The 19,527-nt window shown below is 35.2% G+C and carries 19 protein-coding genes; 17 read left to right on the forward strand and 2 right to left on the reverse strand.

Annotation, left to right across the window (positions count from 1 at the left end):
• Positions 1–22: 22 nt before the first annotated feature.
• Positions 23–748 (reverse strand): FadR/GntR family transcriptional regulator, encoded by a 726-nt coding sequence (locus L2586_RS20570; protein WP_235294838.1) that lies wholly within the window; start codon positions 746–748, stop codon positions 23–25.
• Between the two features lie 173 nt (positions 749–921).
• On the opposite strand from L2586_RS20570, the gene L2586_RS20575 reads away from it, so the two are divergent.
• From L2586_RS20575 to L2586_RS20600, 6 genes are all read left to right on the forward strand, one after another.
• Positions 922–2,094 (forward strand): AGE family epimerase/isomerase, encoded by a 1,173-nt coding sequence (locus L2586_RS20575; RefSeq protein ID WP_235294839.1) that lies wholly within the window; start codon positions 922–924, stop codon positions 2,092–2,094.
• Positions 2,095–2,097: 3 nt separating this feature from the next.
• Complete coding sequence (locus L2586_RS20580) at positions 2,098–3,693, forward strand: sialidase family protein (RefSeq protein ID WP_235294840.1); 1,596 nt, start codon at positions 2,098–2,100, stop codon at positions 3,691–3,693.
• Positions 3,694–3,826: 133 nt separating this feature from the next.
• Complete coding sequence (locus tag L2586_RS20585) at positions 3,827–6,484, forward strand: sodium:solute symporter family transporter (protein WP_235294841.1); 2,658 nt, start codon at positions 3,827–3,829, stop codon at positions 6,482–6,484.
• 361 nt (positions 6,485–6,845) lie between these two features.
• A complete protein-coding gene (locus L2586_RS20590) occupies positions 6,846–7,253 on the forward strand; it encodes a VOC family protein (protein ID WP_235294842.1) in 408 nt (135 codons plus the stop codon).
• Positions 7,254–7,407: 154 nt separating this feature from the next.
• Complete coding sequence (locus L2586_RS20595) at positions 7,408–8,193, forward strand: VOC family protein (protein ID WP_235294843.1); 786 nt, start codon at positions 7,408–7,410, stop codon at positions 8,191–8,193.
• Between the two features lie 233 nt (positions 8,194–8,426).
• Positions 8,427–9,329, forward strand: coding sequence for a sugar phosphate isomerase/epimerase family protein (locus L2586_RS20600; RefSeq protein WP_235294844.1), 903 nt, complete (start codon positions 8,427–8,429; stop codon positions 9,327–9,329).
• 238 nt (positions 9,330–9,567) lie between these two features.
• Here L2586_RS20600 and L2586_RS24715 read toward each other — a convergent pair whose 3' ends face one another.
• Positions 9,568–10,293, reverse strand: coding sequence for a T9SS type A sorting domain-containing protein (locus L2586_RS24715; RefSeq protein ID WP_235294845.1), 726 nt, complete (start codon positions 10,291–10,293; stop codon positions 9,568–9,570).
• 160 nt (positions 10,294–10,453) lie between these two features.
• Between L2586_RS24715 and L2586_RS20610 the strand changes: the two genes are divergently transcribed.
• The 11 genes from L2586_RS20610 (at position 10,454) to L2586_RS20655 (ending at position 19,428) form a co-directional block, all read left to right on the forward strand.
• Positions 10,454–11,551 carry a choice-of-anchor V domain-containing protein gene (locus L2586_RS20610; RefSeq protein WP_235294846.1) on the forward strand — a complete coding sequence of 366 codons (1,098 nt, stop codon included), beginning with the start codon at positions 10,454–10,456 and terminating at the stop codon, positions 11,549–11,551.
• A gap of 533 nt (positions 11,552–12,084) precedes the next feature.
• Positions 12,085–13,518: a serine hydrolase domain-containing protein gene (locus L2586_RS20615; protein WP_235294847.1), complete on the forward strand. Its 1,434-nt coding sequence runs from the start codon at positions 12,085–12,087 to the stop codon at positions 13,516–13,518.
• 190 nt (positions 13,519–13,708) lie between these two features.
• Complete coding sequence (locus tag L2586_RS20620) at positions 13,709–13,960, forward strand: DUF6364 family protein (protein WP_235294848.1); 252 nt, start codon at positions 13,709–13,711, stop codon at positions 13,958–13,960.
• On the forward strand, positions 13,960–14,382 hold the full coding sequence (locus L2586_RS20625; protein WP_235294849.1) for a type II toxin-antitoxin system VapC family toxin: 423 nt from the start codon (positions 13,960–13,962) through the stop codon (positions 14,380–14,382). Before L2586_RS20620 ends, L2586_RS20625 begins: the two co-directional genes overlap by 1 nt.
• Before the next feature lie 1,159 nt (positions 14,383–15,541).
• Positions 15,542–15,781: a ribbon-helix-helix domain-containing protein gene (locus L2586_RS20630; RefSeq protein ID WP_235294850.1), complete on the forward strand. Its 240-nt coding sequence runs from the start codon at positions 15,542–15,544 to the stop codon at positions 15,779–15,781.
• Complete coding sequence (locus tag L2586_RS20635) at positions 15,774–16,082, forward strand: type II toxin-antitoxin system RelE/ParE family toxin (protein ID WP_235294851.1); 309 nt, start codon at positions 15,774–15,776, stop codon at positions 16,080–16,082. The genes L2586_RS20630 and L2586_RS20635 overlap by 8 nt, the downstream gene beginning before the upstream one ends.
• Before the next feature lie 154 nt (positions 16,083–16,236).
• Positions 16,237–17,202, forward strand: coding sequence for an alpha/beta hydrolase family esterase (locus tag L2586_RS20640; RefSeq protein ID WP_235294852.1), 966 nt, complete (start codon positions 16,237–16,239; stop codon positions 17,200–17,202).
• 540 nt (positions 17,203–17,742) lie between these two features.
• A complete protein-coding gene (locus L2586_RS20645) occupies positions 17,743–17,979 on the forward strand; it encodes a hypothetical protein (RefSeq protein WP_235294853.1) in 237 nt (78 codons plus the stop codon).
• On the forward strand, positions 17,964–18,272 hold the full coding sequence (locus tag L2586_RS24880) for a type II toxin-antitoxin system RelE/ParE family toxin (protein ID WP_394804425.1): 309 nt from the start codon (positions 17,964–17,966) through the stop codon (positions 18,270–18,272). The genes L2586_RS20645 and L2586_RS24880 overlap by 16 nt, the downstream gene beginning before the upstream one ends.
• A gap of 159 nt (positions 18,273–18,431) precedes the next feature.
• The gene (locus L2586_RS20650) at positions 18,432–18,902 is read left to right on the forward strand and encodes a hypothetical protein (protein ID WP_235294854.1); all 471 of its coding nucleotides are present in this window, start codon (positions 18,432–18,434) and stop codon (positions 18,900–18,902) included.
• Complete coding sequence (locus L2586_RS20655) at positions 18,892–19,428, forward strand: hypothetical protein (RefSeq protein WP_235294855.1); 537 nt, start codon at positions 18,892–18,894, stop codon at positions 19,426–19,428. The genes L2586_RS20650 and L2586_RS20655 overlap by 11 nt, the downstream gene beginning before the upstream one ends.
• The last annotated feature ends 99 nt before the right edge of the window (positions 19,429–19,527 follow it).

Genomic DNA, 19,527 nt, shown 5'->3' on the forward strand with positions numbered 1-19,527 from the left:
AGTGAGAGCAGGAGGACTTAAATTAAGTCCTCTTTTTTTTGAAGAATGCTCTGTCAAAATGAGGTTCTAAATGACGCCTCATCGCACCTCTGAATGTTTCAGGTGTACCCACTTTCAGATTGTTCAGAAGCATTCTATGTGATACGAATTGTCCTGCAGTATATTCGTAAGTTGAATTTTTAGTGAATTCTTCTTGTTGGTATAGGTATTCGAATACAGGAAGCAAAAGTCCGTGAAATCGCTGAAGTGTTGTGTTTTTGGATATTTTGTAGAGCTTACCATGAAAGGCAATTTCCTTGTTTAATTCAAATGCGGTTTTATCATAGCTTGTTTCCTCTTCTAGTCTAACGATTTCTTCTAATTCATCTAAGTCTTCTTGCGTCTTATATTCGAAAAGAAAATCAGCCATTCCCATTTCGAGAATAAGTCGTAATTCGAATAAACTCTTGAGCGTTTTCTGCCCCAGTAATGTGGGATCCATAATCCGTTCAAAATTATTAATGATATCAGGTTCTTTAAAGGTCATCCCCTTGTGCTTCTTGGAATCGATAAATCCTAGTGTTCTCAACCTTAGAAGAGCTTCTCGCACTACAGTCCGGCTAACACCAAGTGCATCACAAAGATCCAATTCTTTAGCGATCGGGTCACCAGGCTTATAGTTGTTTTCTTTAAAGTATTGCATTAATTCATGTTCTACCTTATCAACTAATGATAGCGTATCAACTGCTTTAATCTTGTCTAATTCCATATGAATAGGTTCTAAGTAAAAGTATTTAACTTTTATACATTGTAAATCGTGCCTTAATGACCAGGTTTAGTTGAGTTTGTCCCAATTTAAATACTTTAATTTCTCTCTAATTAATATCAATATTAAGAATAATATTTCATATATTTGTATTATGTATAACATATTGAATATTTATGCTTCATTCTTCACTTTATAAAGACACGCTTCTAGAAAATGTTATTCCCTTCTGGGAGAACCATTCAATTGATCATGAATTTGGTGGTTACTTCACTTGCCTTGATCGAAAAGGAGACATCTTTGATACAGATAAGTTTATTTGGTTACAATGCAGGCAAGTATGGATGTTTTCCTTTTTATATAACAATGTAGCTGAAAACGAAAAGTGGTTAGATATAGCCAGAATCGGAATAGATTTTCTTTTGAAATGCGGAAGGGATGCTGAAGGCAATTTTTATTTTTCTACCACACGAGAGGGAGAAGCATTAGTTCAACCCTATAATATTTATTCGGACTGTTTTGCGACGATGGCCTTTGCACAGTATGGAAAAGCAACTCAGAACCAAAAATACATAGATATCGCTCGTGCAACCTATCACAATATTATTAGACGAAGTAACAATCCTAAAGGGAAGTATGAGAAGAGAACTTCTGCTAGACCTTTAAAAAGTTTTTCGCTTCCGATGATTTTGTCTAATCTAGTGATGGAATTATCAGAGGTACTGGATGCTGAAGAACAAGAAAGAACGATAGATTACAGTGTACATGAAGTTATGAATCAGTTTTTCGATCCGGAATCGGGATTGATTCTGGAAAATGTGAATCAAGACGGTTCTTTATCAGACACCTTCGAAGGCAGACTGATTAATCCAGGGCACGGATTAGAAGCCATGTGGTTTATGATGGATATCGGAGAAAAACGTAATGACCAAGAGTTGATCCATAAATGTTGCGAAATAATTATAAATCTGTTGGAATTCGGTTGGGATGATCAATATGGTGGAATATTTTACTTCCTAGATATTAAAGGTCATCCACCTCAACAATTAGAATGGGATCAGAAACTGTGGTGGGTTCATCTAGAAACATTAATTGCTTTAAGCAAGGCATACTATCATACAGGAAATCAAGAGTTACTGGATTGGTATAATAAAGTGCATGATTATACATGGTCTCACTTTCCCGATCAGGATTATGATGAATGGTTCGGCTACTTGAATCGACGAGGAGAACCTCTTTTGGATCTTAAGGGTGGCAAATGGAAGGGATGCTTCCATGTTCCTAGAGCCATGTACCAATGCTGGAAAACTTTTGAATTAATTGAAAATAATACGAATAAAAATAAATAACACATGAATCACATTCACTTATTCATTTTAAGTCTTTTTACCTTCTTCAATACTTCTGACAGTTTCGGGCAAGTAGACAATTGGCAAGCCACTTCTACTTATATTAAAATGCCTGTTTTTGGGGACGTTGATATGAATCAAATAGTAAAGCTGAATATCACAAGTGACAAGAATGTCAATGTAAAAGGGAAGAATACAGTGGAAAGCATTGAAGTTAATTTTGATGGATCTACGGACTTAAAGGATATCCTGAAAGTGGAAATTTACACTACAGATTCCTCTACTTTCGAAAATCCTGTTTTATTCGGTAGTTCAAATGAGATTAAAGAACAATTAGAGGTTAAAGGGAATCAAACATTGACCTCTAAAGACTTACATTTCTGGCTTACTATCGATGTGAAAGACGAGATAAAATTGACCAATAAAATCAAAGCAAATATCTCCAAAATCAACATGACGGATGGAAGCATAAAACATATAAAGAATTCAGATCCTGATTATATACACAGAGCAGGAATTGCTGTTAGAAGGAAGTTTGACGATAATGTGGATACCTATCGAATACCTGGATTAGCAACAAGTAATAATGGAACACTTATCGCGGTATATGATATTAGATACAATAGGTCTAAGGACTTACAGGAAAACATAGACATCGGAATGAGCCGAAGCACGGATGGGGGACAGACCTGGGAAGCGATGAAGATCATAATGGATATGGGTACTTATAATGGATTGTCTGAAGAAGAAAACGGCATAGGTGATCCTGCAGTATTAGTCGATAGAAAAACAGGAACGATCTGGGCAGCAGCTCTGTGGATGCATGGAAAGAAAGGCCAAAGTGCTTGGGCTGGATCAGAAGCAGGAATGTCTATCGAAAAAACTGGACAGTTTATGCTTGCTAAAAGTGACGATGACGGATTAACATGGTCTGATCCAATAAATATCACATCACAGATTAAAGATCCGGAATGGAACCTCTTCTTAGATGGTCCAGGAAAAGGTATTACGATGAAGGATGGTACATTAGTGTTTGCGGCTCAATATAAAGACCATAATGCTATTCCTCACTCCACGATAATTTATAGCAAAGATCGAGGTGAAACTTGGAAAGTTGGAACAGGTGCGAAATCAGAAACTACTGAAGCTCAAGTGGTAGAGTTGTCTGATGGGAGTCTCATGTTGAATATGAGAGACAATAGGAATGCAATAAGTCGTAAAGAATTGCTGAATGGGAGATCTGTTTTTATTACTCGAGATATGGGTGAAACATGGATTGAACATCCTTCTTCCAGACGCGCTTTAAATGAATCTGTTTGTATGGGTAGTCTTATTGCAACTGAAGTTAATGGGAAAAATATACTTTTCTTTTCTAACCCCAATAGACCTAATTCTAGAACGAATATCACGATACAGACTAGTTTTGATGAAGGCAAGACATGGCCCATTGAAAATAAAATAAATCTACATGAAAATCAGTCTTATGGATATTCATGTCTGACGCGAGTAGATGATGATCATATCGGCATTCTATATGAAGGTATAGGAGATATGTATTATCAAATAGTGCCTATTGCTGACTTAATTGGCAAGAAGTAGCCGGTGAATTGCATTTAAATTTTTTATCTTATGTGATTTTATATGAATGAGGCATAAGAGGCCATTGTGAATTTCATTCATTCCATTCATCAAAACCGAAGAAGAACTTTAATTTTTTATACCATCAAACTCAATGAAACCAATCTTATTTCAAGTAAAAAATTATTTCCGTTTATCGCAAAATAAGCTTGTTTTAGTATTTGTAATAGCCCTACTTCTGACTACTTCTACGAGTGTTATAACTGCTCAGCAATCTACATTTAGCAGTTCTGAATTAGTTGAACTTCCTGAATTGCCCACGATAAATGGAGATACCGAAAGTCTTGGTTTCGCTGGAATGCTAGGAGGGATGTCTCATAGTGTTGTTATTGCTGGTGGAGGAGCTAATTTTCCTGAAAATCCGCCTTGGAAAGACGGTGCGAAAGTATGGTACGATGATATCTACTTTTATAAAGATGATAAATGGACGCTTTCGAAAACTAAGCTTCCATTTCCAATAGCATATTCAGCTTGTACGAGCACAGAAGTAGGAATAATCTGTGTGGGTGGAGATAATAGTGAGCAAATCTTTGACGCTACCTTATTGATCAACTTTGATAGGGAGGCAGACGAAGTCGTCGTAAAAGAAATGCTGGCGCTTCCAGAAGAAATTGCCTATTCAACATCGGTGAGTGATGATGGATTTGTCTACGTGATAGGCGGAAAGAATTCATCAGGAAGCACGAATATATTTTATCGATTAAATATAGAAACGCAATCATCATGGGAGAAACTTCCTGATTTTCCCGGACCGGCAAGAGCAGTTCACTCAGCTGCAGTTCAAGACAATTCTGATTCACGGATCATCTATATCGTAGGAGGAAGGAATGAAACGAAGGGTGAGAAATCAACAGCGCTTTCTGATTATATTTCCTACGACTTGCATACTCAAGAATGGAAGCAACATGGAGCTCTCAATATCGACGGAGCGCCGAGAGTAATCATGGGTGCAGCAATGGAGGCGAGAGGAAGTATGCACCTTGTTGTTTATGGAGGCTCTGATGAGCTTTTGTTTGATGAGATTGAAAATCTATATCTCGCGGAAGTGGAAAGCGATGATCCGATAGTCAAGGCCGAATTAAAAGCGAAAAGAAATGAAATCGTAGCAAGTCATTCTGGCTTTAGTAAGGATGTTTTAGCGTATAATACTATAACGGATCAATGGTTCCGAGAAGGACAATTGAAAAACCAAATTCCTGTAACCAATCTTTCTTTCCAATCAGGAAGTGATTTTTACATCATTTCAGGAGAAGTCGCTCCTGGCGTGAGGACACCCTCCTCATATGTCGCTGGGGCAGCGAAAACGGGAAGTAATTTTGGCTTGGTGAACTACATCGTGCTCTTTGCTTATTTACTTGTTTCACTGCTGATCGGAATTTATTTTTCCAGAAAACAGAAATCAACAGAAGACTACTTTGTCGGAGGTGGAAGAGTGCCTTGGTGGGCATCAGGCCTGAGTGTTTTCGGTACGCTTCTCAGTGCGATTACCTTTATGGCAATTCCTGCAAAGGCGTTTCTAACGGACTGGTCATATTTCTTTCTGAATATGGCGGCCATTGTAATCACACCACTTATTGCCTTCTTATTTATTCCTTATTTCAGCCGATTAAAAGTATCTACAGCGTATGAATTTCTAGAAAATAGGTTTAACTATCTGGCAAGAGCTTTCGGAAGTTTGTCATTTATTCTTTTCCAACTAGGACGGATCGGTATTGTGCTTTTACTGCCGTCTTTAGCCATATCTATTGTAACAGGAATTTCAGTAGAAACGAGCATTTTGATCATGGGAATCATTTGTATTGTCTATACTACATTCGGAGGAATCGAAGCGGTGATCTGGACGGATGTCTTACAAGTTATAGTCCTCATGGGAGGAAGTATCGTCGCAGTTGTTTGGATTTTACTGCATACGGATATGCCCGTTGGAGAAATGATCACTTATGCAAGTGACCGCCAGAAAATTAACATGGTCAACCTGGATTTTAATTTTACGGAAACCACCTTTTGGGTAGTATTTATAGGTGGGCTTGCTTCCGCTATGGTAACGCAAGGTACTGACCAAACGGTTGTCCAAAGATACCTCACTAGCAATAACGTAAAAGATGCTCAGAAAACCTTGTATACTAATGCGGTATTGACTTTACCTGCCTCCATCATTTTCTTTGGAATAGGAACACTTTTGTTTATATTCTATACGGAAATGCCTCAGCGTCTGACACCAGATATTTCTAATAATGATTCTATCTTTCCTTGGTACATCGTGAATGAATTGCCGATCGGTATTTCAGGTCTCTTGATTGCAGGTATATTTTCAGCGGCCATGTCGAGTATTAGTAGCAGTTTGAATTCAGTTTCTACGGCATTCAGCAGTGATTTCTACAAACGTTTCAGACCAGAAGTTGAAGATGTTTCTTTATTGCGAATCGCTCGTTTTGTTACGGCAATCACAGGAGTGTTGGGAATTATTTTAGCACTATGGATGGCGAATTCGGATATCAAGTCACTTTGGGATGAATTTTATAGATTTCTGGGTCTTTTCACGGGTGGATTAGGAGGTATGTTTCTACTTGGATTATTGACGAAAAGGGCTAATGCTACTGGAACCTTACTCGGATTAGCGGTCAGTGCATTATTGATTTGGTATGTTAGTGTATTTACAGAAATTCACATTCTTATGTATTCTTTGCTTGGTGTGGTTTCTTGTTTCGTGACAGGTTATCTTTTTAGTCTTATTTTTAAAGAGAAGGCATAAGGTCATTTTTTTGCAGGTCAATGTTAGGGCGCGAAAAGTTGGAACTGAATAATTACATAGAAAATTAGGGTTATTTCTTTCATGGTCAATGTTAGCGCTTGTAATGTGAGAAGGTTTTATTCTACATTTTGATACGATTTAGGTACTTTTTTCTGTAGATTATTTGAAAAATGACTTCAAACTCAGAAGCTGAAATGACTATAAGTATTTATTATAAAATGTATCTTGTGTAATAGAAATTAGAATATTACAAAAAGGAATACCAACTGTAATATCTTATTAAAGATGGCAAAAGTTTTCGTGAAAACCCTTGCGGTTGGTCGAGCAACCAAACCTGACGCATAACTAAATAAATTAAACAATGGCAAATCAAATTTTTATCAATTTAGCTGTCAAAGACTTACAAAAGTCAACCAACTTTTACAAAGCATTAGGATTTACGAATAATCCTCAATTTTCAGACAATCAAGGAAAATGTATGGTGTGGAGTGAAAACATTTTTGTTATGCTTTTAAATCATGAGAAGTTTTCCTCCTTTGCAACAAAACCTATTGCAGATACAAAATCAAGTCTAGCAGGGCTGTTCGCATTGTCTGCCGATTCGATCGATGAGGTAAATTCGATCATGAGTAAAGGACTTGATGCTGGGGGAATAGAACCCAATGATCAGAGAGACTATGGCTTTATGCTGCAACGAACAATTGAAGATTTTGACGGACATACTTGGGAGATATTTTACATGGACATGTCCAAAATACCAACAGAGTAGCCAAATGTTAAGCTGGAATTACATTAATTAAGAAGTTAGAAACAAACTTTATCCTCATTTTAACTTCAATGAAAATACCTAAGAAGCATTCAATTTTCACAAATTCGTTACTCAGACCATTATTAAAATAAACTTGGTACTACAGAATATAAAGATGAAATTATTTATAGCCGTTGTTATATGCTCATTCCTCATAAGTTGTCAGCAGCAAGAATCAAATATGGAAGTTGATCATGTCAATATATGGTTGGAAAACACTCAGGAAGCAAAGGCGAAACTGGAAGAAATAGGGTTTACAGGAGTGCCAGATTCCTTATCTCGGATTCATTCAGGACAAGGTACTACTGGTCGCTATTTCTATTTTCTAAATGCTTACTTAGAATTAATATATGTTTACGATGAAGAGGAGTTTCTCGATAATGCGAAAACAAATCCTAAGTTAGATTTTGAAGAAAGGTCTAAAAGTCCAGAAAATGGTTACTTACCATTTAGTATTGCACTGAATATGAAAGAATATGATGCCCGTAAAATTCCTTTCCAAACGGTTAAGTACGCTCAAGATTGGATGGAAGAAGACAATGCAATATTCGCTGCAGAAAATTCTAAAATCAATAAAGAAGAACCATCATTATTTGTGGTATACCCAGAGATCACATATGATAAGTTTGAGAATCTGGAAGCGTTGTCCAATATTCCTGAAGAATACGCGATATGGAGAAAGTTTTATAAACATTCGAACGGGGCAGAAAAGATTTCGAAAATTAAGCTCCATTCAAGAAACCTAGACCAGACCAGTAGCACAATTCAAAGTATTGCTGCTCTTGATAATGTTGAAATATTAGATAGTGATGAGTATTTAATGGAGTTGTATTTTGACAATGAAAAGCAAGGTAGATCTTATGATCTAAGACCAGAAATTCCACTTGTAATTCATCTGTAATACATCCCAATAAACATGTTAACGATATCAGACATGGTGGAGAATGGAGGAAAACCTTGGTCTGACGAAATTCAGACCTAATCAAAATCATTATTGAAAGAGGACCAAGCTCCCTTTAGTCGATCTGTGAATGCACCTAAACTGGAAATCTATGGAAGCTTGTGCAGGAAATCTACTAAATTTGGTATCTTCCTTTTGAATGTAGAGAATACTGGAAAAAATTAATGTTAAATATGGATAAGACAAGAAGGAATTTATTACGCAGTATGGCCATCACTCCAGTTTTACTAGGATCTCGCAACCTCTTCACAAGCCCATTAGATAATACCTCAGCCACGTCTAGATTGCAATATAGTGTCAATGCATATACTTTTAATGACTTATTGAAAAGTGGTGAAATGTCATTTTTTGATATGATGGACTTTGCTGCTTCTCTCGGTCTGAATGCTGTAGATCTAACGGGCTATTATTTTTCAGGCTACCCAAAAATTCCAGACGATAAAACATTGTTTCAATTAAAAAAGAAAGCGCTACAATTAGGATTGAATATTTCTTGGACAGGAGTGAGAAATGACTTTACCAATCCAGATAAAACGGCTAGAGCATCTGATATTGAATTGATAAAAAATTGGTTGCAAGTATCCTCAAAACTAGGAGCTTCCATCATGAGAATTTTTGCTGGAAAGGGAAAGTACGAAGGCTACACGAAAGACCAGGTTAAATCATGGATGGTATCAGACTTTAAAGAATGCGCCGAATATGCTGAAGAGATAGGAGTCATTGCAGCCATGCAGCATCATAACGATTTTTTGTACACCGCCGATGAGGTAATCGATATATTGAAAAGAGTAGATTCAGAATGGTTTGGGTTAATACTAGATATTGGTAGTTTAAGACAAGGTGATCCTTATGAAGAAATTGAAAAATTGGCACCCTATGCAAATTATTGGTTTATCAAAGAACTTGTCTACGTCGATGGAGTTGCTGAACCGGTAAACATGAAAAAGATCGCCACCATTCTCAAAGACACCAATTATACTGGATACATCTCTTTTGAAAGTTTAACCGATGGAGACTCGAAACAAATTGTAACTTCTATGTTTAATGATTTCAGATCTGAATATGAAAAAGGATAAGCAAAGTAGAAACCAAGAACCAAAACGCCACAAGTAAACCAGATGAATACATGAAATACTGCGTTATCTTCTATTCTAAATGCATAGTTTCTGATACTGAAACCACGAAGATCCACGCATTTTCTTAAGGGTGGTCAATTTTTTAATCTATGTTGATTGAGAAAGTTCGCTTGACCACTTAGGAACGCCTATCTTTAATTCAAACCCTAAACTATTCCAGAGTACGATTTGCAAGTAGTCACTTAATTATTTTCTTAACGATAAAGCCATCTGATGTCTCTAGGCGCAGTAGAAGAATCCCACTACTCAAGAAAGCCAGGTCATTTATTGTTTCGTTCATTACTTGGCCACGTTTAAGAATGCGTCCATCGAAACTTATTTTCGAATAAACGCTTCTATTTTGAACACCTTCTAAATGTATTGAAGTTGTGAATGGGTTTGGATAAAATTCGAACGTCTCTTTTGACGGGAAATTACTCACTCCGACAGAGGATCTTTGCCTTGCTAAAAAGTTAATATTCTGAACATCTAAATTTGTTTGAAAACTGCCGCCAATAAATAACTTACCATCCAAATAGGATAGACTATTCACAGCTTTATCAAATATCGCAATGGGTTCAATACGATTGTTAACTAAGTCATAAGTGGCAAGGTTTCTTCCATAAGTTCCTACTCCTTGCGAGAAATAAAACTCACCCCCAAATGTGAATTTGCTTCCAGAATGAAAAGCGATTGTGTTAATCGAATATAACTCTGTCCCAAATTCATTGACATATAATGGTTGTAACGTTGAATTAAAATATCTACTGATACATATGTTATTAGAATCTGGTTGATTGCTGCAGGTTCCTCCGAAAATTAACGGACCACCTATACTTTCTACCACATTCACAGTATCACTGATATGATCACTAATTCCATACCATCGATCAGTATAATTAGATTTAAATAAGACATTATTCACAGTTAGGGTAGTATCAATTTTCTTAAAAAATGCGCATCTCTGACATAGGGGCACGACTTCATCTTAACGTCATTTATTTATATAATGATCTCGAACTCGAAGTCATTCTATAAAAATTTTCCAAGACACACACACAACACGAACTCATTAATTAGCTACCATGAAACTTAGAATAGTATTTTTATTATTTTTCTCCACACTGGCTTATGTTTTATTAATTTCATCACGCACAGGTCCAGCGTCTACTTTTAGTATAGATCGAACGGGCTCTCCACTTTCTTATGGGTTAACTTGCGGGTCCTGTCATGGTGGGGCGTTCAATAATGCTAGTCTGACCATAGTTTTGAAAGACAATGCTAACCAGCCGGTAACTTCTTACACTCCCGGAAATACATATCTAGTTGAAGCCAAAGTAGCTTCTCAATTTAACTTTGCACGTGGCTTCCAATTGGTTGGCTTAACAGATAATAACTCCCAAGCAGGGAGCTTTTCATCTCCTGGATCTCAAACAAAAATAAGTCCTCTTAATGGGCGACAATATTTAGAACACAGTACTCCAGCTTTATCAGCTGACAATTATGTTTTCACAGCTACTTGGACTGCACCTACTGCTAATACAGGAGAAGTAACTTTTTATTCTACCGGTGTAGTGGCAAATGGCAACAATTCTCCTTCCGGAGATGAAGTCACAGTTCCTGTTCAACTAATGATAAGCGAGGCCGTTACGGTCCCAGTAGAATTAATAGATTTCCGTGCATCCAGAAATGAAAATGAAATACTTGTTTCTTGGGAAACGGCGTTGGAAGAATCCTTTGATAACTTTGAAATAGAGCGAAGCGTTGATGGAATTAACTTCACTAAAATAAGTGAAATTTCTTCAACCGGAAATCATAGCAAATACAATTATACAGATCCTGTCCGATCAAGTAATAAAATCTATTATAGATTGCGATCGAATGATCTGAATGGTGCTTTTCAGTACAGTGAAATTATCCATGTAAAAGGAGACAGATCAGCGGAAGAGATTGTTGTTTTTCCTAATCCCACACGTGGAAATACATGGATTGAGCTACCTAGCTCCCATGATCGTTACGACATTAAATGGTTCGATATCACTGGCTTCCAATTGGGATCTATGAAGAGCGAAAAAGGTCAATTAGAATTACCGTTCGACCAACAAACATCAGGTGTTTACTTGATAAGTGTAAGCAATGGTTCCGGCGAGCTGATGTTCAGCAAGCGTATTGTTAAACTATAGGAATGATGAGGATATTTATGATGTGAACCACTTCCGTAAGGGATAATGTCTATATTGAATCCTACTAATTCCTGAAAGCTGGCAAAGCTTTATTCGCAGAACTTACGGAACGGAAACTCTAGAAGAAGTAATTCAAAAAATCATGCAGTCTTTAATAAGCGATACCTAGTAATATATCCCGAAAGAATAGGGTAGAGGTCTAGGTCAATGTGGGAGTTTCTTTAGTAAGTTATCCGCTAGGTATCGAGTAATACTTATCTTAGTAGTTCATTTTAATATCGCTAGCTATCAGAGCAAATTTTATAGATTAGCTTTTTAAAGCTAAATATATAGGAAGCGGCTATGAGGTTAGTTAAATTTTAGGGAATTCAGAAACTAGGAATGATTTATATTAAATTGAGGGTATATAAGTGAGTTACCCCTCATTAAAAAATAAAATTTAAGTATGTAAATCCAAAAAGATAAAAATGATATCCAAAAATAACAAGGCTTTACTTGCATCAAAAAATGGCAATTATTTAATAAGCTTAGTTATGCTACTTTTAATAACTTCTTGTTCTGTAGATCGAAGTAACTGGACAGGAATATGGCAAACTAAAATTGAATATATAACTGGAATACAATCAACGTTTGAGCTTGAGTTAAGTAAAGGAATGTTTAATAGTGAATGGAGTGGACGATGGGAGGCAGCAGAAATAATGCAATATGGAGTAATCCCAAAATTAAAAGTGACAAATTTTAATATTGAATTTGATTTTGTTGATGTCGGAAAATTCGAAGGTAAATTATTACAAGAAAATATTCTAGAAGGAATCGTCTATGGATTAGATGGAAAAAAAGACACTTTGAGATTTATTAAAGTAGATGATTGGACATCTAATATGCCTGCTAGAGTTAATGAAAATGGGCTTGCTATAAATAACTGGAATTATAGTTCCCCTGAATTAATGGATGATGGATGGCCTATTGTAGACTTAAGGAATTCCAATGTTTTTCAGCAACCATTAAATCGATTGTTCCAGAATGTGGTTGATGGAAAATATCAAGGTCTTGACGCTGCATTGATTTCTTATAATGGTGAATTAATATTAGAAGAGTATTTTCATTTAGGTGCTCAAAATAGGATTCATTTAATCAATTCTTGTACAAAAAGTGTAACCTCTCTTTTAATCGGCATTGCACATGATAATGAGTTGATAAGTAATATAAATTTACCTATTCGGGACTATTTCAATAATTATACCGATACTTTAAATCCAAGTAATTGGCCTGTGAGTCTTAAACATGCCCTCACAATGTCTGCAGGGTTAACTTGGCAAGAAAATAACATACCTTACTCTAATCCAAAAAATGATGCAATTAGAATAAATTTTAGTTCGGATATGTACAGATATGTTTTATCAAGAAAAATAGCTAAAGGAGGCCAGCCAGGAGAAAAATTTGAATATAATAGTGGTCTTTCTATTTTACTTGGAGGCGTACTCCTTAATTCGACTAAAATGCCTACTGATAAATATGCTGAACAATCTTTATTTATGAACCTGGGTATTCAACAATATTTTTGGCAATCTGTAAATAATCAGGTGCACACAGGAGGTGGACTATTGTTACTCCCGAGGGATTTTTTAAAAATAGGACAATTAGTACTTAATAATGGAAAATGGAATGGGCAACAGGTAGTTTCAGAATCTTGGATTAAAGAATCTACTTCGTTTCATTTACCTATAAGTGAATCAAAAGATGAGGGTTATGGGTATCAGTGGTGGACAGGTCATTTGAATGTTGACCAAACTAAAATTCCTATAGTATACGCCGCAGGATATGGAGGACAATTCCTGTATATTGTTCCTGATTTAAATCTTGTAGCACTTTTTCTTCATCATAATCCAAGTGATTTTAATCTTAATCATACCATTGCTTTTAGTGAAATGGAAAAATTTATCGCTCCTGCATTTTTATTGAAGTGAAGAACCCAATACCTAGAAATCTTTTATCAGCTATGAATATTAGAACGAGGGGTAACAGACTGCGATAACTCCATACCTCGTTCCTCGGAACGGAGCAAGCAGCTAAGACGTTATCTCTCAGAAAAAGTAAACAGATCTCCTCTTGACTGTTACGTGTTAATTTCGTATATTTGTACGTAAAAGTAATCCAATGGATAAGAAATTGACATTAAGTCTAAATCAAAAAATAATCGAGCAAGCAAAAAAATATGCCAAACGAAATGGTACAAGTTTGTCAAAGATGATTGAATCATACTTTCAATCCATCACAAATTCTCAAGAAGAAGAAACGGATATCAAAATAACACCTCTTGTAGAAAGCTTGTGCGGAGTCGGCAAACTACCTGAAGGATTTGATTACAAAAAGTCTAGAATTAAGTACTTAGAAAACAAGACCAACTAGTGAACGTATTTGTCGACACAAATGTAATAATTGACCTACTTGCGAAAAGAGAGCCATTCTATCATGAAAGCCTCAAACTTTTTTCATTAGCTGATTCCAACCAAATCGAATTAACAGTTTCAGCACTGAGTCTTGTCAACACTCACTACATTTTAAATGATGTGATGAAGCTAAAAGATGCACGGTCAATTATTGGAAAATTCAAAGTTCTCGTTGAATCACATGCACTTAATGATAAAGTTGTTGATTTAGCGTTGAACGATCTAAACTTCAAAGATTTTGAAGACGGTATCCAATATTATACAGCATTAGAATCAAATGCCAATTCGATTATAACAAGAAATCTAAAAGATTTTAAGCATTCAAAAATACCTGTGATGAGTCCAAAAGAATTTTTGGCAAAGAGAAAAACCGAGAGTTAACAGGATACGATCTCGGAATACGTCGCTATCGCTTGCACTCAAGATGCATCTAGACCGTTCTGATTCAAGGCATTAATAATAAGCTCTTAGAAGTGGTACATTTCACATTTTAATAGTACAGATTATACTTTAAATTGAAGGCAGATAACAAAGAGGATGAGCGTATTTCGAATACAAGAAGGGTTTTATACCGAAAGAATAGGGTAGAGGTATAGGTCAATGTGGGTGTATCTTTTGCCTGTTAATTTGTGGTTGTCGATCAATGCTTATCCGCAGTAGTTCATTTTAATATCGCTAGCTATCATGGCAAATTTTATAGATTAGCTTTTAAAGCTAAATATATAGGAGTCCGCTATGAGGTTAATAAATATAAAGGAAATAAGAAACTAGGAATGATTTATATTAAATTGTGGGTATATAAGTGAGTTATACTTAATGAATTGACTCCGTCAATTCATCTATGGTGGTACTTAAGCCATTTATAACGCTCAATTCCTTGAAACTTTTTTCGGTCGAGACTAAAATTTTGTCAGGAGAAGACGATCAACTTAGACGCGCGCCAGAAAGCAAATTAAGCAAGAACATTTCCTTCAATTCGATAACCAAATCTTGCAACGGTAAACTCATCTTTGTCTTTGCCCAATTACAGCAAATCTGTTTTTATTTGTTCAGCTTTTCACTTAACGAATATGGAAACCTTCAACTTTCGCGCTTACAGTAAATCTAGCAACTTTGCTCACTCCAATCCAATCGTTCAATCTTGTCATGTTCCAATTCGTCTTCTCTTTCGTATTTTCGTTAGCTCGACCGAAAAAAGGATGCCAACGCACCGATCTTTGCGAGTCAGATTTTAAACGTTCAACGTATTTATCTCCGCTTGTAGCTTTTTTTAGAATTTACGAATGGCAAACGCAATCGTGTGTCATAAGATTTCTTTTTATCACTAAGTATAACACGCGATTAAGAAGTGAATTTCGCCTTAAATAATTCCCACTTCAATACGCATTTCGTAAAATTGTTTAATTTTAGAAGTAACGTTAGGCGGAAGGCGAAACTCCTCTTATCGCTATCACGTTACCTACCATACAAGCCAACCTTACATTTAATTTGTATTTGATGCAAATATGATGTATATTCACACCAATATATTAAATAGCAGATGAACAGACAAAGTATAACATTTACAAAGCCAAATGATGATTGGTTAAAAGAGATGGTATCAAACCAAGAGTATTCAAGTAAAAGTGAATTAGTAAATGACTTAATTAGACAAGCTAGGAATCAGCAAGCTCAAATTGACTGGATCAACCGAAAATTAGAAAAAGCCGAAAAGAGTGGTTTCACTAAAATGAGTAAAGCTGAAATTCTTATAGAATCTAAGTTAAGATTAAATGGCTAATTACAAGTTAAGTAATACAGCCAAAGAGGACTTGATTCGAATTCATCAATTCGGCGTTAAAAGATTTGGAATAAGACAAGCTGATAAATACTTCAATGAATTATTTGAATATTTTGATAAAATTGCCAACAATCCATTTTCGTTTGAATCAGTTGATTACATAAGAATTGGATACCGAAGATGTCCATGTGGTTCAGATACCATTTACTATCGACTTAATCATGATGAAGTTGAAATTATGTCAATAATTGGGAATCAAAATTTTCAACACCAAGTTATAAAGAGGAAAGAAGTACGGTAGGTAACAAGTGATATGAGATCAGACTTGCTATCGCTGCGTCCGCTCCATATCACCGATCCGTTATATTTATGATAATCAATACAAAATTCACAAAAAAAACACCCATTGATTATCAACGACTTAGCGAACTTTAGTCAGAACATAAAAAAATAAAATGAGAATTAGCCTAATAATATTTCTACTCAGTTTTTTTCTCCTATTTTCTTGTAAAAAAGATGAAAGTGAATTGATACCGAATCCAATATTGAAGTTAGATGAGACAATATCAGTGGATGGTATTTTACGTACATTTCATATTCAGCATCCACAGGATTCTAAAAATAAGCCATTAGTAGTTTTACTTCATGGTCATGGGGGGAGTTCGGACCAAAGTATAGGTGAGGGCTTAGGTAAAAATCCACAGAAAATATGGTTAAAGATTGCTCAAGAACAAGAATTTATTGTTGTAGTTCCTAACGGCGAACTCGGCCCAGAAGAGTCTCGAGGTTGGAATGACTGCAGAACAGATGCTATAGGTAATCCATCTACTGATGATGTAAAGTTTATTACGAATTTGCTGGAGAAAATAGAACAAGAATATAGTCATGATAAAGGTAGAGTATATATAACTGGAATTTCAAATGGTGCTTTAATGACTCAACGGCTTGCTGAGGAAATCCCAGAGAAAATTGCGGCATTTGCTTCAGTTGTTAATTCATTGCCAGAAAATTCAATTTGCATAGAAAGCGATGAAGTCATATCTGCACTATATATGAATGGAACTGTGGACCCTCTTGTACCTTACGGTGGTGGTCAGATTTCAAGTAATAGAGGAATAGTTAAATCTACGGATGAAAGTATCCTTTATTGGATACAACGGAACCAAACAGATACTACACCTATCATTGAAAAGTTTGACAATATAAATATCGACGACAACAGTACTGTAGAAAAAGCGACTTATAAAAATGGATTAAATAATAGTGAAGTTATTCTTTATAAAATTATAGGTGGTGGTCATACAGAGCCAAGTAAAAGTGAAAAATATTCTCAAATCTATAAGACTATAGTAGGCGAACAAAATGAAGATATTGAAATGGCTGAGGAGATTTGGAAGTTTTTCAAAGACAAAATCAAATAAAGATGCAGTAGCTAACAATAGATAAGAAAGAAGAGCTCCTTCGCCACTCCTCCTCTTATCATTTTCCGTTCTGATTCAAGGCATTAATAATAAGCTCTTAGAAGTGGTACATTTCACATTTTAATAGTACAGATTATACTTAAAATTGAAGGCAAATAACAAAGAGGATAAGCGTATTTCGAATACAAGAAGGGTTTTATACCGAAAGAATAGGGTAGAGGTATAGGTCAATGTGGGTGTATCTTTTGCCTGTTAATTTGTGGTTATCGATCAATGCTTATCCGTAGTAGTTCATTTTAATATCGCTAGCTATCATGGCAAATTTTATAGATTAGCTTTTAAAGCTAAATATATAGGAGTCCGCTATGAGGTTAATAAATATAAAGGAAATAAGAAACTAGGAATGATTTATATTAAATTGTGGGTATATAAGTGAGTTATCCCTGATTAAATTGAAAAAAATGAGCTCTTGGCACTTTTAGAATAGTAATACTGTTTAAATAATATCTATATGTATCTTTATAAATAAAATCAAATAGGATGGCTTCTCAAACTCTTAAAGAAAAAGTACTACAATCGGTCAACAAATTAGAGGACGATTCAATACTTCAAGGACTCTTAAATTATATCGAACTGGAAAGCGATAATGATTCAATTTACGAGTTTGATGACGTTCAACTCCAATCAATAGAAGAAGCCAAACAGCAAGTCAAAGAGGGATTGACACAATCACATAGTGATGTCAATAAAGAAATTGAAGAATGGCTAAACAAATAAGCTGGACAAATCAAGCAAAAGCGGATAGGATTAGTATTCTTGATTTTTATAGAAGAAGAAACAAGTCTACATCATATAGCAAAAAACTCAACCGAATTTTTATCCATGAAATCGAAATCATTTCTCAACATCCTGAGATTGGTAAAAGATCAAACTCAACAAATGTCAGGGTGAAAATCTCAGGAAATTATTATTTAATTTATATGATCGAGGGAGATACAATTTATATTTTGAGAATTTGGGATACGAGGCAAAATCCGATCAAATTGAACAAGAATTGGCGGCCAAAGTAAACAACCAGGGATAACAGTAGATAAGAAGTAAGAGCTCCTTCGTCGCTCCTCCTCTTATCATTGACCGTTATCCACAATTTATTGATACTTTCCATTTAATGTAAACTACTTATCTTACAGTTAACTTAATTTGTAAACTATTTTCAGTATATTTACGTTATGTATATAGTTGATGTAAAAACACAAGAGCATTTCGATGTTGATATCACATCAATTGAATCTCAAGACTTTAAGAAAATTACGAAAAAGGAATATTTCTTCAATTGGAAACTTGAGAAAAATTATGAAATCAATAAATTAATCAGAACGGATGATTCAAAAATTTTAGGCTTAGTTTCAATTGAAAGAATACCAGAAGAATGGAGAATTCACATTAGATTACTATCTGTCTCAGTTGATAATAAAGGTAAACAGAAATCTTATGAAAGAATTGTGGGAAACTTGCTGACATTCATTTCAAAACTAGCGATAAAAGAATTTGCGGAACTTGCTTGCGTCTCTTTAAAACCAAAAAGTACTATAGCCCAACATTATATAAAAACTTATGGAATGAATGTTACAGGAGCAACCTTAAGTTTAGAGCTCCCTGAAATTTTAAATCTTGTCAAAAAATATGATAATGGAAAATAATAAGTCGAGTAATACACTAAGCAGCCCTGAATTTGGCGTAGACTCAAGATATAAAAGCTTAGATAAGAAGTTATCGGATGGCAAACAATTAATGGAAGCTAGATTAAAAAGACTAAATAAATTATCTAGAAGTCAGGTCATTAATGCTAAACTCCTTCAACTTAAATTGAGGATGGAAGATTATCTAAAACAACCTAATTACCAAGAGGGTAATTTCTTTACTAATTTCTTAACGAACTACATTGATACCATTTATGACAAACGGTCAATGTTCGCGAAGGATATAAATATCACTCCTGTAAGTTTAAGCCAAATATTAAATAATCACCGTGAACCCAAGGAAGAGTTTATGTTTAGACTTATGCTGCATTCCGAATTAACTTACAAACACATCTGTAAATTTCAAAAGAAGACATGGTATCAGGTTTATTACCATGAAAAAATTTGTGATACCATGGCAAATCAAAATGAATGGAGGCCTACAGAGAAAAAACACGTTAAAATCAAGCATGCTGTTTTAAAGTAAAAAAAGTGGATAACAGTAGATAAGAAGCAAGAGCTCCTTCGTCGCTCCTCCTCTTATCATTGACCGTAACTAGGCATAATTTCCAATAAGATTGAACTC

The sequence above is a fragment of the Portibacter lacus genome, from assembly GCF_021533215.1.
GTDB classification, from domain to species: Bacteria; Bacteroidota; Bacteroidia; order Chitinophagales; family Saprospiraceae; genus Portibacter; species Portibacter lacus.